Below are 14,872 nucleotides of genomic sequence, written 5' to 3' on the forward strand. Positions count from 1 at the left end.
GCGGGCGGCGTCGTTGCTGCGCCCTTCCGTCAGGCCCGGCCGGCCCGGGGCAGCTGCGGCCGGGCGTCAGGACGCGGCCGGCTCGGGCAGCCGGTCCGGCCGGGCGGCCAGCACCACGGCGAGCAGCACCACCCCCGCCGCCAGATAGGCGGCGGCCGGGCCGAGCAGCACCGCCACGCCGCCGAGCAGGAAGATCCCGACGCCGGAGAGCACGATGTTGCCGGCCACGATCGTTGCCTCGACCTGCCCCATCCGCTCCCGTGGGGCCAGCCGCGCGAACGTGGCCTGGGCCCCGATCAGCCACCCGCCGCCCGCGCCGACGAGCGCGTTCGCCCCGGCGATCGCCCACGGCGGGGCGTCGAGCGCCACCAGCAGACCGGCCAGCAACAGCGCGGCGGCGAGTGCGCCCGCCGCCACCACCTGACCGGTCACCCGGGCCAGCCAGCCCCGCCGCCCCACGACGAGCACGAACACCGCCCCGCCGAACGACGACGCCGCCAGCACGACCGGCCGCCATCCGCCGGCAGCCAGATCCGGCGCGAGCGTCTCCGGCAGCCCGCCGGACAGGACGGTGGCGAGGGTCAGCAGCGCCACGCCCCGCAACACCGGATGAGCGGCGATGATCCGGATCCCCGCGGTGGCGGGCGGCCGTGGCCCCCGGTGCTCCTGCCGGCGCACCGGCAGGCCGGCGAGAACCACCGCCGCGAGCAGGAACGAGACCAGGTCGATCACGAGCGCCAACCGGGGGCCGAGCGCCACCGTCACGGCGGCCCCGGCGAGCAGACCGACGACCTGGCCGCTCTGGTTGGCGAAGGCGGAGAGCCCGAACAGCGGCAGCCGCAAGGACGGCTCCACCGCCTCGGCCGTGATCGCCACATGCACGCTCGCGTACGCGGCCCGGATCGCGCCGAGCAGCCCGGCCGCCACGATCGCCGGCACCGGCTCGGGCACCGCAGCCGGTACGGCGATGAGCGCCGCACCGGCCAGCGAGAGCCCGACCAGCATGGTGCGCCGGGCCGGCACGTCCAGCCAGCCGCTGAACACCGTCGCGACGAGCAGGGCGGGCACCGTGCGGGCGGCGTACACGGCCGCCGGACCGAGGACCGAGTCGGTCTGGTCGTACGCGAGCAGCAGCAGGGCCGCCAGCCCGACGAAGTCACCCAGCTCGGAGACGCCCCGGGCGACGAGCAGCCGGGCCGCGACCGGATGCCGGAACAGTGCCCGGTAGCCGGGGGCGGGCGTCGTGGTGTCGGTCATCGATCCGACGGGTCCGTCTCCTCGACGCCGACCGGTTCGTAGTCGGCCCGCTCACGTCGCCGGCGGGCCTGCTCCCGCCGGTAGCTGCCGCGGATCTGCGGATCCTGCCGCCGGCGGCGCAGCGCCACGAGGTCCTCCCACAGGTCGTCCGGCCACTCCGCGATGCCCTGCCCGGTGACCAGTTCGGCCTGCCGCGCCGCCGCGAGCGTCGAACGGTGCACCGGCTGGACGCACATCAGGGGAATGTTCCGGTAGAGCCGGACCACATGGCCCGGCTCGGTCAGGCGCAGGATGGTCGGCAGGAACGACGTGTACCAGTCGGTCTCCACCACGCCCTCGTAGAGTTGGAGCCCGCGCTGCGCCGGCCAGTTCGGCACCCCGCGCGCCAGCAGGCACCAGCCGGGGGAGGTGCGGGCCACCACCCCGGTCACCATCTCGATCGTGTGCGGAGCGCGCGGGTCGGCGTCGATGAAGGGCATGGTGCCGCCGTAGCGGTCGAAGATGTCCAGGCCGTCCCGGAACCGCTCCGGCAGGTCCGCCAGCTGCGCCGGCGCCTGCGGCAACGTGCCGTCGTACCCGCCGGCCAGCGACCGCCAGCCGGCCGGCTCGTTCTCCTGGAGCAGACTCCACTCGGTGTCGTGGCCGTCCCAGCGCAGCGCCACGTCCGCGGGCGGATAGACGTACCACCCGAGACCGGAGCCGGCAGCCACCGGTGGGCACTGCTGGACCGCACGAACCGGCAGTGAACCTCGGAGGGTGGCGGACGCGGGCTCGGCGGGCCGGGCGTCGCCGTAGAGCGAGTAGATCTCGACCCGTAGCGGCGCGACAGCCATGCCGCTCATCCGACCTCCGATCATGGCGGCGGCCGACCCGCCGTAGGCATGGACTCCGTTCGATCACCGAACCTACTCGTTTCCGGCGGTTAAGGCAGCCCCGCACCGGTAGGCCGATGTGACCGACTCGACCACCGTCCCGCGCAGTAGGGGCGTTAGGGTCGAAGCCTGACTCACTCGTTACTTCCCGGAGGTGCACACAGTGGCCGCACTGCGCCAGTACCAGGGCGTCTGGCGGATCCCCGGCGCGCCGATGCTGCTGGTCCTCGGCATCATCGGGCGGCTCGGGATCGGCATGACCCCGCTGGCGCTGCTGCTCGTCGTGGAGCAGGTCACCGGCCGGTACTCCCTGGCCGCCGTCGCCGGCGGCATCTACGCGCTCTCCGGTGCCGCGCTCAGCCCCGTCGCCGGCCGGATCGCCGACCGGGCCGGACCCGCCCCCGTCCTGCTGGCCACCGCGCTCGCCCACCCGCTCGCCCTGATCGGGCTGCTCGTCGCCACCCGCTCCGACAGCGGCAACCTCGGGCTGATCTACCTGGGGGCGGGCCTGGCCGGCGCCACGTACCCGCCGCTCACCGCCGCGATCCGGGGCGCGTGGAACGACCTCACCGCTCCCGCCACCGGCCGGGCGCACCTGCGCAACACCGCGCTCGCCGCCGAGACCACCCTCTTCGAGGTCGTGTTCGTGATCGGCCCGCTGCTGGTGGCCGCCTTCGTGCTGTTCGCCGACGCATCCGCCGCGCTCGTCGGCGCCGCGGTGGTCACGCTGGTCGGCACCGGCACGGTCGCGCTCGGCCGGGTCATGCGCGGCTGGCGCCCGCACGCCCGCGAGCACCACGCCCGGGGCCTCGGCCCGCTGCGGCTCGGCGGCTTCCCCGCGCTGCTGCTCTGCGTGGCGAGCCTCGGCATCGCGTTCGGCGCCTCCGGCGTCATCGTCCCGGCCTTCGCCGGCAACTCCGGCGCCGCCGACCCGGAGAGCCTCGCCGGCGTGCTGCTCGCCGTCTGGGGCATCGGCAGCGCCATCGGTGGTTTCTGGTTCGGCGTACGCAAGCCCGCCGCCAACATGACCCGCCAGTTCGCCTGGCTGCTCGGCACCGTCGCGGCCAGCTTCGCCGTCTTCGCGGTGATGCCCGGCCCGGCCGCGCTCGGTGTCGCGCTGGTGCTCGGCGGCGCGGCCATCGCCCCCGCGCTCACCCTGGAGAACACGCTCGTCGGGCGGATCACCCCGGCGGGCATGCTGAACGAGGCGTACACCTGGGTGGTGACCATGTCGGTGGCGGCGAGCGCCGCCGGCGGGTCGATCGCCGGCCTGATCATCGACCACGCCGGCGGCGTCTCCTGGGCGTTCGTCTTCGCCGGGGTGGCGGTCGCCGTCGGGGCCGCGGTCGCCGCGCTGCCGGGCGGCCCGATCACCCGGGCCGAGGCCACAGCGGTACGCGCCGAGCAGTCGCTCGTCGCCTGACCGCTCACCCGCCGGCGGTCACCACCCGCTCCACCCCGGGCAGCTTCTCCACGGCGGCCCGGATCGGCGCCGGGTCCTCGCCGTCCGCCAGCAGCACCGACAGGACGACCCGTCCGTCGGCGTCCGGCCGGGTGGCGGCAGTGGTGCCGCGGCAGCGCAGCCCGATGTCCCCGCGCGCCTGCCCGATCCGGTAGTCGACCTCGCCGAGCTGCGGCGCGGCGGCCCCGGGCCGGAAGACGACGTCCAGCCGTACCGGAGGGTCGGCCCGACACGCGGTCGACGCCGCGGCGGCCGGGGTGGCCGTGCCGCTCGCGGCCGGCATCGGCGCCGCCGGCCCGGACAGCGTCGCCATGGTCGCGGCGCCGCCGGTGACGGTCACCGCGGCCACCCCCGCCAGGACCGCGGCCCGGCGCCGGCTCCGGGCGCGCCCTCGTGCGCGCACCTCGGCCGCCGAGCTGAGCCGCAGCCCGGTCATGTCCTGCTCCAACTCCCGCAGGGCCTCACCAATGCGTGCCGACATCGACTTCCTCCTTGTCGTCGGTCAGTAGGACGGCGAGCGCGGCACGGCCCCGCGACAGGTACGACTTGACCGTCCCCTCCGGCATCCCGGTGGTCCGGGCGATCTCCGCCACCGGCAGGTCGTGGAGGTGGTGCAGGACGACGACCAGCCGCTGTGCGTCGGGCAGCCGGCGTAACGCCGTCAGCAACGCGACCCGGTCCGGGTTGGGCCCGGGATCCGGCGCCTGCCGGCCCAGCCGGGCCCGCGCGGCGAACCAGCGCCGCAGGCCGCGCCACCGGTTCGCGGTCAGCCGCCAGGCCACCGTCCGGACCCAGCCCTCCGGATCGTCGTACGCCCCGACTGTCGACCACCGCTGCCAGGCCCGCGCGTACGCCTCCTGCGTCACGTCCTGGGCCTCGGCCAGGTCGCCGCAGAGGGCGTAGACGTGGTGCACGACCCGCCGCGCGGTCGCCGTGTAGAAGGCGTCGAAGTCCTCGGGGCCGTCCATGCCCACCTCCCGTGTCCGCTCACCACACGACACCCCGGTACGGGTCCGGCGGTTGCACGCGGATCAGGTCGCTCCGGGTCGTACCCGATCCGGCGCCCATCCGGGTGGGCGGGTCGTGCGGTCCGGGCTGGTCGTGCGGGCCCGCCGACCCGGATCGCTCTGTGTTCCGCGCTCCAGGGCTGGGGCGTGCGGCGGCCAGCGCGGCGACCAGACCCAGCGCGAGGATCGTCACCGCGCACGCCAGGAGCGTGGGACGTGCCCCGAGCAGCGCCGTCGCCGGACCGCCGAGCATCGTGCCCAGCGGCACCGCCAGCACGGTGACCGCCCCGTTTGCCGACAGCACGCGGGGCAGGTCCACGGTGCCGGCGCGGCGCTGGAACAACGCCGTCGCGGTCGGCTGGTAGGGCGCCCAGACCAGGCCGGCGAGCGCGAACGCGGGCAGCGACAGGACGACCGGCGCGCCCAGGCCGAGCGGGAGCAGCGCGGCGCCGAACAGCGCGACGATGCCGGCGAGCGTGGTCCGCAGCGGCCATCCGCGCAGGTGGCCGGTGAGCAGCCCGCCGAGCAGCGAGCCGACGCCGAACGCGGTGTAGTAGGCCGCGAGCGTCCCGGCGGAGGCGCGTAGGTCGTCGGTGACGTGCACCGGCATGGCCACGTAGGACGGTCCGAAGAGGAAGAAGAACGCGAAGGTCAGCGACAGCAGGCCGAGCAGCGACCGGTCCCGCGCGATGATCCGGAATCCCGACGTACGCGACGGTCCGGCCGTCGGGTTCTCGCGGCGGTCTCCGCCCTCGCGGTCTCCGTCCTCGTGCTGGTCTCCGGCCTGATGGCGGACGGCTCCACGGCGGGAGGCGCCTTCACGTCGGAGGGTGCCTTCACGGCGGACGGTGCCTCCACGGCGGGCGCTTTCCCGGCGGACCGCCGGGACGACGAGGCGGTAGCTGACGGCCAGCACGGCGAAGCTGGCGGCGTCGACGGCGATCACCCACACCGCGCCCACCCAGGCGATGAGCAGGCCGGCCAGCGGCGGACCGACGATCGTCGCGGCCTGGCCGAAGACCCCGAGCAGCGCGTTCGCGGCCAGGTGGTGCCGCTGCGGCAGCAGCTCGGCCACGAGCGTGAACCGGCCGGCCGACCCCCACGGGTGCAGCAGCGAGGACACCGCGAGCAGTGCGACGTACAGGCCGACGTCCAGCACACCGGCGAGGTGGGCAACGGGGATCGCCCCCAATGCGGCGGCCCGCGCTGTCGCGTCCCAGCCGGCGAGCTGCGCCCCGCTCCGCCCACCCAGCCACCGGCCGAGCAGCACCGTGCCGGCCGCACCCGGCAGGGTGTACGCGGCCACCGCGAACGCGGTCCAGGTGCCGCGCTGCCCGTCGGGTGCGAGTTGCAGGGCCAGCCAGGTCACCGCGACAAGGGCGAGCCCGTCACCGAGAGCGGAGGTCGCGAGCCCGGGCAGTAGCCGGCGCAGCACCGGTTGGCCGAACACCGGGCGATAGGGGCGGAGCATCGCGGGGGTCATGGCTCCTACCCGACCGCACGCCCGGCCCGTACCCCAAGGAAGTTGCCTGACGGCAGAAGGACCCGCAGCTGTTCGAGGCGGAGATGCAGGCGCGCGTTTCGGTCCCTGCCGGATGCCTGATGCCCGCACCGTGGCAGGTGACCGGCTCGGTCACCTGCCGCGGTGCGGTCGTCGTGCCTACCGGTAGTTGGTGAACTGGAGCGCCAGCCCGAAGTCCTCGCCCTTGAGCAGCGCGATGACGGCCTGGAGATCGTCCTTCTTCTTGCCGGTGACGCGGAGCTGGTCGCCCTGGATCTGCGCCTGCACGCCCTTCGGGCCCTCGTCGCGGATCTTCTTGCTGATCGCCTTGGCCTTGTCCGAGTCGATGCCCTGCACCACCTTGGCGTCGATCTTGAAGATCTTGCCCGACTGCCGGGGCTCGCCGGCGTCCAGCGACTTCAGCGAGATGTTCCGCTTGACCAGCTTCTCCTTGAAGACGTCCAGGGCGGCCCGGACCCGCTCCTCGGTCTCCGCCTGGAGGCTGATCGCCTCCTCGCCCGACCAGGAGATCTCCGCGCCGGTGCCGCGGAAGTCGAACCGCGTCGAGAGCTCCTTCTCCGACTGGCGGACGGCGTTGTCGACCTCCTGCCGGTCGACCTTGCTCACGATGTCGAACGACGGGTTCGCTGCCATGCTCATGCTCCTGCTGTCCGGCGGTCTGTCCTGGTCCGTCCCGCGCTGACCAGCGTGGGACCTCCTGACGGTACCCGGTTGCGGCAGTGCCGGGGACAACCGCTATCCTTGCTTCCGCTGCCGCGTTGCGACGCGGTGGGGTGCCCTGGCGGGTTGCCCGAGCGGCCAATGGGAGCGGACTGTAAATCCGTCGCGAAAGCTACAGAGGTTCGAATCCTCTACCCGCCACCAGGTGCAGATGCGGCCCTCGACCAGCAGGAATGCTGATCGAGGGCCGTTGTCGTTCGTCCGGCGCCGTCGTACGCCGTCGCCGTGCGCAGATCATCGACGTAAGGGTCGAGCGGTTGCTCGCGCGGAGGCGGGTTCGCCGGGCACCGGGGATCCCTGACTGATGATTGACTCGGTTCGCGCGACGTGAAACCTTGCCTCAGGCATCGATGATGGTAGAGGCTGTCCCGGGAGTGGGCGGCCGAGGTGGGCAAGTTCGTCCGCGACGGCCGCGAGAGAGCGGCGTCGATTCCTGATGGGGGAATCAGGCGATACGTGAGGTATACGACTGAAGTCGCTGTGCGCGCCTTCCGTGGCGGCGTCAGGGCTGATCGTGACCTCATACTGGGCCGGAGGGCCGGGGGCGGGATGACGAACGGATGATTCCTCTGTTCAGCGCCCCCAGGTGCCGCGCGCACGCCTTTTGTGCGTGCGCGCCGTGTGGCACGATCGTGGAACCTCCAGCATCTCTGAAATTCTCTCGACGGGAGCAATCATGTCTGGTCGAAGGTTGGGCCGGCTGCTTGGCTCGCTTCTCGTGCTCGCCGCGCTCGTGGGCGCCGCCGGCGGTGTCGACTTCGGTATCGATACAGGGGTGCGCACTGCGGACTTCGTGTGGCAGTGACGGGGTAACCCGGTTTCCCGGCCCGCACGCATTCGGCTCGGTCGGTCGGCGCGCCTCGTGCCGGCTGACCGAGAGGTCGCTTCGGTGACGAGGCGACGCGTCCAACCCGGAGGAGCGGGATGACCGGTCGCGACCCGTCCCGGCGGCGTTCGTCGGAGGACGCCTGGATCATCACGGCTCCGTTGGCGTTGATCGCGGTCGCCTGCACGGTGGTGACCGGTCTGGTCGCCGACGACCCGATCGGCAAGTGGCCGCAGGCGGCACTCCTGCTCGTCCTGATGATCCTGGCCGGCCTGCCGCTGCTGAGTCTGGTCGTCCGTCGGCAGTCCGTCGGCGTCACGCTCACCGAGCTGCCCCTCGTGCTGGCGCTGTTCTTCCTGCCCCCGCTGACCGTGGTGCTCATCTACACGCTCGCCACGCTCGTGACGCACATCCGGCACCGGTTCTCGGCGCCGAAGGTCTGGTTCAACGTCGCCCGGGCCGCAGCCGGCACCTCCCTCGCGGTGCTGCTCCTCCAGGCGATGCCGCCGATGACCACGGTGGGCCCGCGCACCTGGCTCAGCATCTTCGCGGCCGTCAGCGCGGTCATGCTGGTCAGCATCGCGAGCGTGATGGCGGTGCACGTCCTGCTGCACGGATGGCAGACCGGGCGGGGCGTGATCCGCAGCGCGGGGACCGCGTTGCTCACCGCGGCGATCAACGTGTCCGTCGGCCTCATCGTGCTGATTCTGGTCCGCAGCACCTGGTGGTCCCTGCTCCTGCTCGCCGTGCTCGGCACGGGGCTGGCGTTCGTCTACCGCTCGTACGCGCTGTTCTTCCGCCAGCACCGCACGCTCACCGACCTGTACGAGCTGACCCGCGCGGTAGTGGAGAGCGGCCAGAGCGGGACGCTCGCCGACGCCCTGCTGGGCCGGGCGCGAGCGTTGATGCAGGCCGAGTACGCCACGCTGTGGCTGCCGGCGCAGGGCCGGCACCCGGAGACGCTCCTCACCGCCCGGGTCGACGACTCCGGTCTGCTGGACGTGGCGCCGACGCCGAACCGGCTGCGGGAGAAGGTGCGGGACAGCCGGCGGACGGTGGCGGTCGGCCACGGCGTCACGACCGACGGCGAGTTCCGGGCCGAGCTGGCGGAGCGCCGGGTCAAGGACGCGGTGGTCGTGCCGCTGCGATCAGGTCCGGTGGTGATCGGCACCCTCGAGGTGGCGAACCGCCTGGGCGACGGCAACCACTTCACCTCCGCCGACATCGCGCTCCTGGAGACGGTGGCGGCGCACGCCGCGGTCGCTCTGGAGAACTCGCGCCTGGTGGACCGGCTGCGGCACGACGCCGACCACGACGCGCTGACGAAGCTGCCCAACCGGCGGCGGCTGACCGCCGCGGTGGCCGAGGCGGTGAAGATCGGCGCGCCGGGTGAGGTGGTCGCGTTGCTGCTCTTCGACGTCGACCGGCTCCGCCAGGTGAACGAGTCGCTGGGCCACGCCGCCGGGGACAAGGTGCTCGTCGAGGTGGCCGAGCGGCTGCGCGCCTGCGCGCCCTCCTCGGCGCTCGTCGGCCGGGCCGGTGGTGACGAGTTCCTGGTGACGCTCCGGTTGGAGAGCACCGAGGCGGCCCTGGAACTGGCGGCCCAGCTCCGGGAGCAGATCCGCGACGAGATGGTCTTCGACGCGCTCACCGTGGACGTGGACACGGTGGTCGGCGTGGCCGTCCACCCGGATCACGGCAGCGACGCGGTGGCGCTGCTGCAACGCGTCGACCTGGCCGCCACCGCGGCCAAGTCGGTGCCGGGCAGCGTGCAGCTCTACAGCCCCGCGCTGGAGTCGCGGTCGCTGCGCCGGCTCGGTCTCGCCGGCGACCTGCAACGGGCGCTGGACGACGGCGAGCTGGAGGTCTACTTCCAGCCCAAGGTGACGCTGCGGGACCGGCGCCTCGTGGGCGTGGAGGGCCTGGCCCGATGGGAGCACCCGGCGCACGGCACCGTCGCGCCGGACGACTTCGTCGCGGTGGCCGAGCACACCGGCCAGCTCGGCCGGCTCACCGAGTTCGTGCTCCGTGAGAGCCTGCGGCGCAGCCGCGACTGGAGCCACGGCGAACAGCCGCTGTCCGTCGCGGTCAACCTCGCCGCGCGTACGCTCACCGACCAGCACTTCCCGGCACTGGTACGCGATCTGCTTGCCGAGTACGGCGTACCGCCGCAGCGGTTGACCCTGGAGGTCACCGAGGCGGGCGTCCTGGACGGCACCGAACGTCCCATCCCCACCCTGCGCAGCCTCCGTGACCTCGGTGTCCGCCTCTCGGTGGACGACTTCGGCACCGGTAACTCGTCCCTGGCGCAACTGCGCCGGCTGCCGGTGCACGAGGTGAAGGTGGACCGGTCGTTCGTGCAGGGCATGGCGACCGATCCGGGCGACCTGGCGATCGTCAACGCGGTGGTGACGCTCTCCCAGCAGTTCGGCCTGGCCGTGGTGGCCGAGGGTGTGGAGAGCGAGCTGACGCTGGAGCTGCTCCAGGACATCGGCTGTGAGATCGGCCAGGGCTTCCTGTTCAGCCGCCCTCTGCCGTACGAAAGGCTGGAGGCCTGGTTCGGTGCCCAGGTCGACCCGGAGACGGTCGTCGCGGGGGAGCTGCCGCGCCTGCGAGTGGTGCCCTGACCAGGGCGGACACGCACCTGGGGGATCCGATTTCACCTCCGCGACGCGGTCGTGTACTGTTTCCCCTGCGCGACACCCCCCGGGGTGATCGGGCAGGCCCCCTTAGCTCAGTCGGCAGAGCGTCTCCATGGTAAGGAGAAGGTCTACGGTTCGATTCCGTAAGGGGGCTCAGAGGGTCCGGCTGGACCCGCCACGGCGGTGTAGCTCAGATGGCAGAGCAAGCGGCTCATAATCGCTGTGTCGCCGGTTCAAGTCCGGCCACCGCTACTCTCGTCCTCCGGGCCCAGCCCGGTGGCCGGTGGGATGGGCGCCACAGGCGCCCACTTTGCATGTCCGCGTCGTCAGCGCGTACGCTGACACGCCGTAGTTATCCGTGAGCGAGGAAGGCACTCCGCCGTGGCGAAGGCGACCGATGTCCGGCCGAAGATCACTTTGGCGTGTGTGGAGTGCAAGGAGCGCAACTACATCACGCGCAAGAACCGTCGTAACGACCCGGACCGCATCGAGCTGAAGAAGTTCTGCCCCCGGGACGGCAAGCACACCGTCCACCGCGAGACCCGCTGATCGCGGCCGGCGCAGCCGGCTCGCAGCAGCTTCTCGAACGCCGATCCACCTGACGGGTGGCCTCCGGGCCGCCCGACCGGGCGGATCGGCGTTCGTGTTCTGCGTGTAGGTTCGGCGGCATGTCCCTGGACCCGTCCTTCGTCGGCCGGACGTACCCGCCGACCGCCCCCTACCACGTGGGCCGAGAAAAGATCCGCGAGTTCGCCACCGCCGTCGGCGCGACCGATCCGGCCCACCACGACCCGGAGGCGGCCCGGGCGCTCGGCCACCCCGACGTGGTGGCGCCGCCGACGTTCCCGGTGGTCGTCACGATGGCGGCGAACCGGCAGATCGTCGAGGACCCGGCGCTCGGCGTCGACTACAGCCGCGTGGTGCACGGCGACCAGCGGTTCGCGTACACCCGGCCGGTGGTGGCCGGGGACGAGCTGGTGTGTGTGAACACCATCGAGGAGGTCACCACCCGGGGCGGGCACGGTTTCCTGACCACCCGCACGGATGTGAGCACCGTGGACGGTGAACCGGTGGTCGCCGTCTGGTCCAAGATCGTCGTACGCGGGGAGGCCTGAGGACATGGAGCTGCCCACCCAGACGTACCGGGTGACCCGCGCGGACCTGGTCCGCTACGCGGGCGCCTCGGGCGACTTCAACCGGATCCACTGGAACGACCGCACCGCCACCGCCGTCGGGCTGCCGGGCGTCATCGCCCACGGCATGTTCACCATGGCCCTGGTCGGCCGCGCGGTGGCCGGCTGGGCCGGCGCGCCGGACGCGGTGGTCGACTTCGGCGTCCGGTTCACCCGCCCGGTGGTCGTCCCGGACACCGACGAGGGCACCGAGATCGAGGTGTCGGCGGTGGTCAAGGAGGTCACCGATGCGGGCCTGACCAGGCTCGACATCACCGCCACCTGCCAGGGTGAGAAGGTGCTGTCACAGGCTCGGGCACTGATCCGTACGACGCGCTGAGGGTCCGCCCGACGCGCGAGGGGCGGACCGGTTGGGAAAGTCGCACGACTACCCGTACACTGGTCCGCCGTGGGGCAAGTGACCCCCGCTCGGCACAGCGTGTCCGGGTGGAGGTGAGTTGCCGCACAGGGGTGTAGCTCAATTGGCAGAGCAGCGGTCTCCAAAACCGCAGGCTGCAGGTTCAAGTCCTGTCACCCCTGCGCCTCAGGCCTGACCGTTCCGTGGGTCGCGCCACCCTCACCGGTGGCGTCCGGCCCGTGGTGGTGGCACCGGTGGGGTGGTTCCGAGGCGTTCGGGCCCTCCCGGCCGGTCCGCCGGCCGCGGCCCGTCGCGGGACGGTTGGTCCGGCCGGCGTGACCAACACGCCGCGCACGCCGCCCGGCGTGCGACCCCATATCCCGCACGGAGGGCGAAGTGGCCAAGAGCAAGCGCCGCGGCGAGGACGACGGCGACGAGCGTCTGAACGACGACGCGACCGTCGACGGCGTGGCCGACGACGACGTGGCCGACGACGACGCCACCGACGCGGACGAGCCGGTCGCCCGGGGTGGCACCGCGACCCGTAAGCGGGCGCAGGCCGAGCCGGCCGAGGGCCGGAAGACCCGCAAGGACACCGAGCGGATCGGGCTGTTCGCCCGCATCGCGCGGTTCTTCCGCGAGGTCGTGGCAGAGCTGCGTAAGGTCATCTGGCCGACCCGCAAGGAGCTGCTGACCTACACGGCCGTGGTGGTCACCTTCGTCGCGGTGATGCTGGCGATCGTGGCCGGCCTGGACTACGGCTTCGCCAAGGCGGTGCTGTGGGTCTTCGGCGAGTCCAGCTGACCTGCGGACAGCGATACTGACGGAAGTGAGCGAGCGTGCCTGAGTACGACGAGACCGCCGGAACCCCGGACGATCAGTCCACGGTGGCGACGGCGGCCAACAACGAGTCGGTCGAGGCCGCCAGCGAGCCGGAGTTCCCGACCACCGAGCCGGCCCCGGACGAGGACTTCGACCCGGTCGCCGAGCTGCGCCAGAAGCTGCGCTACGCGCCCGGCGACTGGTACGTGGTGCACTCGTACGCCGGCTACGAGAACAAGGTCAAGACCAACCTCGAGACCCGGATCACCTCCCTCGACATGGAGGACTTCATCTACCAGGTCGAGGTGCCGACCCGGGAAGAGGTCGAGGTCAAGAACGGCAAGCGGTCGCAGATCCAGGCGAAGGTCTTCCCGGGCTACATCCTGGTCCGGATGGAGCTGACCGCCGAGTCCTACTCCTGCGTCCGGAACACCCCGGGTGTCACCGGCTTCGTGGGCGCGACCGACCGGGCCGACCGGCCGGCGCCGCTGAGCCTCGACGAGGTGCTCAAGTGGCTGGCCCCGGCGGTCGAGACCGAGCAGAAGAAGGCCAAGCCCGAGGTCAAGGTCCTCGACTTCGAGGTCGGCGACTCGGTCACCGTCACCGACGGCGCGTTCGCGTCGCTGCCGGCGACGATCAGCGAGATCAACGCCGACCAGCAGAAGCTCAAGGTGCTGGTGTCGATCTTCGGCCGGGAGACGCCGGTCGAGCTGAACTTCAACCAGGTCGCCAAGATCTGACGTACGTCGGCACCGGCGGTCACCCTGGAAAGGGTGGCCGCCGGTGCGGCGTCTCGACGACCGCCGACCTCTGCGAAAACTCGGTAGAGGTTTGCGCTACCCTAGAACGTCGGCTGTCCGCACCGTGCTGACCGTGCGCGCCCGCGGACCGGCGAGAATCCCAGTTCCAAGCCCCAGGAAGAGACATGCCTCCGAAGAAGAAGCTCGTCAAGACGTTCACGCTTCAGCTGCCGGCGGGCCAGGCCACCCCGGCGCCGCCGGTCGGCCCCGCGCTCGGCCAGCACGGCGTGAACATCATGGAGTTCTGCAAGTCCTACAACGCGCAGACCGAGTCCCAGCGGGGCGACATCGTCCCCGCCGAGATCAGCGTCTACGAGGACCGCACGTTCACCTTCGTGCTGAAGACCCCGCCCGCCGCCCGGCTGCTGATCAAGGCCGCCGGTGTGCAGAAGGGCTCGGGCGTCCCGCACAAGGAGAAGGTCGGCTCGGTCACCCGCGCCCAGCTGCGTGAGATCGCCGAGAAGAAGATGGCTGACCTCAACGCCAACGACATCGACCAGGCCGAGAAGATCATCGCCGGCACCGCCCGGTCGATGGGCCTGACCGTCGCCGACTGATCTCGGCACCCGCTCCACCCGATCTGTTCGTGGGAGGGCCGCGAGTGACGCGTGCCCGCCAGAGACCACAGGAGTCACCAGAAATGCAGCGCAGCAAGAGCTACCGCAAGGCCGCGGACGTCATCGACCGGTCGAAGCTCTACACCCCGGTCGAGGCCGTCAAGCTGGCCAAGGAGACCACCAACGTCAAGTTCGACGCCACGGTCGAGGTCGCCATGCGCCTCGGCGTCGACCCCCGCAAGGCGGACCAGATGGTCCGCGGCACGGTCAACCTGCCGCACGGCACCGGTAAGACCGCCCGCGTGATCGTCTTCGCCGCCGGCGCGAAGGCCGAGGAGGCCGTCGCCGCGGGTGCGGACGAGGTGGGCACCGACGAGCTCGTCGCCCGTATCCAGGGCGGTTGGCTGGACTTCGACGCGGCGATCGCCACGCCCGACCAGATGGCCAAGATCGGCCGGATCGCGCGGATCCTGGGCCCGCGCGGTCTGATGCCGAACCCGAAGACGGGCACCGTGACGATGGACGTCACCAAGGCCGTCGCGGACATCAAGGGCGGCAAGATCACCTTCCGGGTGGACAAGCACTCCAACCTGCACCTGATCATCGGCAAGGCCTCCTTCTCGGAGACCCAGCTGGTGGACAACTACGCCGCGGTGCTGGACGAGGTGCTGCGGGCCAAGCCGTCCGCGGCCAAGGGCACCTACCTCAAGAAGGTCACCCTCACCACCACCATGGGCCCGGGCGTCCCGGTCGACCCGAAGGTCGTGAAGAACTTCCAGGAGGCCTCGGCCGAGGGCTGAGCACGCGTACTCCCGAACGGGGCCCCGCCACCACGCTGTGGCGGGGCCCCGTTCG

15 protein-coding genes and 4 tRNA genes are annotated in these 14,872 nt (G+C 72.1%); 13 read left to right on the plus strand and 6 right to left on the minus strand.

The window, feature by feature from the left end; all coding sequences use genetic code 11:
* Positions 1 to 66 precede the first annotated feature (66 nt).
* Both O7604_RS12675 and O7604_RS12680 read right to left on the minus strand, forming a co-directional pair.
* Positions 67 to 1,257: an MFS transporter gene (locus O7604_RS12675; protein WP_281579725.1), complete on the minus strand. Its 1,191-nt coding sequence runs from the start codon at positions 1,255 to 1,257 to the stop codon at positions 67 to 69.
* Positions 1,254 to 2,099 carry a DUF6065 family protein gene (locus O7604_RS12680; RefSeq protein ID WP_281579726.1) on the minus strand — a complete coding sequence of 282 codons (846 nt, stop codon included), beginning with the start codon at positions 2,097 to 2,099 and terminating at the stop codon, positions 1,254 to 1,256. Before O7604_RS12680 ends, O7604_RS12675 begins: the two co-directional genes overlap by 4 nt.
* Positions 2,100 to 2,292: 193 nt before the next feature.
* Between O7604_RS12680 and O7604_RS12685 the strand changes: the two genes are divergently transcribed.
* On the plus strand, positions 2,293 to 3,552 hold the full coding sequence (locus tag O7604_RS12685; protein ID WP_281579727.1) for an MFS transporter: 1,260 nt from the start codon (positions 2,293 to 2,295) through the stop codon (positions 3,550 to 3,552).
* 4 nt (positions 3,553 to 3,556) lie between these two features.
* Here the strand turns inward: O7604_RS12685 and O7604_RS12690 are convergent, their stop codons facing one another.
* From O7604_RS12690 to O7604_RS12705, 4 genes are all read right to left on the minus strand, one after another.
* Positions 3,557 to 4,072, minus strand: coding sequence for a hypothetical protein (locus O7604_RS12690; RefSeq protein ID WP_281579728.1), 516 nt, complete (start codon positions 4,070 to 4,072; stop codon positions 3,557 to 3,559).
* Positions 4,053 to 4,559, minus strand: coding sequence for a SigE family RNA polymerase sigma factor (locus O7604_RS12695; protein WP_269703984.1), 507 nt, complete (start codon positions 4,557 to 4,559; stop codon positions 4,053 to 4,055). Before O7604_RS12695 ends, O7604_RS12690 begins: the two co-directional genes overlap by 20 nt.
* A gap of 19 nt (positions 4,560 to 4,578) precedes the next feature.
* Positions 4,579 to 6,081: an MFS transporter gene (locus tag O7604_RS12700; protein ID WP_281579729.1), complete on the minus strand. Its 1,503-nt coding sequence runs from the start codon at positions 6,079 to 6,081 to the stop codon at positions 4,579 to 4,581.
* A gap of 177 nt (positions 6,082 to 6,258) precedes the next feature.
* Complete coding sequence (locus O7604_RS12705) at positions 6,259 to 6,753, minus strand: YajQ family cyclic di-GMP-binding protein (RefSeq protein ID WP_013473720.1); 495 nt, start codon at positions 6,751 to 6,753, stop codon at positions 6,259 to 6,261.
* Positions 6,754 to 6,900: 147 nt separating this feature from the next.
* On the opposite strand from O7604_RS12705, the gene O7604_RS12710 reads away from it, so the two are divergent.
* From O7604_RS12710 to rplA, 12 genes are all read left to right on the plus strand, one after another.
* Positions 6,901 to 6,984: transfer RNA gene (locus O7604_RS12710), tRNA-Tyr, on the plus strand.
* A gap of 780 nt (positions 6,985 to 7,764) precedes the next feature.
* On the plus strand, positions 7,765 to 10,293 hold the full coding sequence (locus O7604_RS12715; RefSeq protein WP_269703989.1) for a bifunctional diguanylate cyclase/phosphodiesterase: 2,529 nt from the start codon (positions 7,765 to 7,767) through the stop codon (positions 10,291 to 10,293).
* Positions 10,294 to 10,389: 96 nt separating this feature from the next.
* Positions 10,390 to 10,462: transfer RNA gene (locus O7604_RS12720), tRNA-Thr, on the plus strand.
* A gap of 25 nt (positions 10,463 to 10,487) precedes the next feature.
* A tRNA-Met gene (locus O7604_RS12725) sits at positions 10,488 to 10,560 on the plus strand.
* A gap of 129 nt (positions 10,561 to 10,689) precedes the next feature.
* Positions 10,690 to 10,857: a 50S ribosomal protein L33 gene (gene rpmG, locus O7604_RS12730; RefSeq protein ID WP_013288652.1), complete on the plus strand. Its 168-nt coding sequence runs from the start codon at positions 10,690 to 10,692 to the stop codon at positions 10,855 to 10,857.
* Between the two features lie 119 nt (positions 10,858 to 10,976).
* Entirely contained in the window at positions 10,977 to 11,423 is a 447-nt protein-coding gene (locus tag O7604_RS12735) for a MaoC family dehydratase N-terminal domain-containing protein (protein ID WP_281579730.1), read from the plus strand.
* 4 nt (positions 11,424 to 11,427) lie between these two features.
* Positions 11,428 to 11,820, plus strand: a complete 393-nt coding sequence (locus O7604_RS12740; protein ID WP_269703991.1) for a MaoC family dehydratase — start codon at positions 11,428 to 11,430, stop codon at positions 11,818 to 11,820.
* Between the two features lie 127 nt (positions 11,821 to 11,947).
* Positions 11,948 to 12,020: transfer RNA gene (locus O7604_RS12745), tRNA-Trp, on the plus strand.
* 214 nt (positions 12,021 to 12,234) lie between these two features.
* Positions 12,235 to 12,642 (plus strand): preprotein translocase subunit SecE, encoded by a 408-nt coding sequence (gene secE / locus O7604_RS12750; protein WP_269703992.1) that lies wholly within the window; start codon positions 12,235 to 12,237, stop codon positions 12,640 to 12,642.
* 35 nt (positions 12,643 to 12,677) lie between these two features.
* Positions 12,678 to 13,400 (plus strand): transcription termination/antitermination protein NusG, encoded by a 723-nt coding sequence (gene nusG / locus O7604_RS12755; protein WP_194801430.1) that lies wholly within the window; start codon positions 12,678 to 12,680, stop codon positions 13,398 to 13,400.
* A gap of 185 nt (positions 13,401 to 13,585) precedes the next feature.
* The gene (gene rplK, locus O7604_RS12760) at positions 13,586 to 14,017 is read left to right on the plus strand and encodes a 50S ribosomal protein L11 (protein WP_013288647.1); all 432 of its coding nucleotides are present in this window, start codon (positions 13,586 to 13,588) and stop codon (positions 14,015 to 14,017) included.
* Between the two features lie 83 nt (positions 14,018 to 14,100).
* On the plus strand, positions 14,101 to 14,817 hold the full coding sequence (gene rplA, locus O7604_RS12765; protein ID WP_269703993.1) for a 50S ribosomal protein L1: 717 nt from the start codon (positions 14,101 to 14,103) through the stop codon (positions 14,815 to 14,817).
* Positions 14,818 to 14,872 lie beyond the last annotated feature (55 nt).

Origin of the sequence: Micromonospora sp. WMMA1947, from assembly GCF_027497355.1 — a bacterium.
Taxonomy (GTDB): domain Bacteria; phylum Actinomycetota; class Actinomycetes; order Mycobacteriales; family Micromonosporaceae; genus Micromonospora.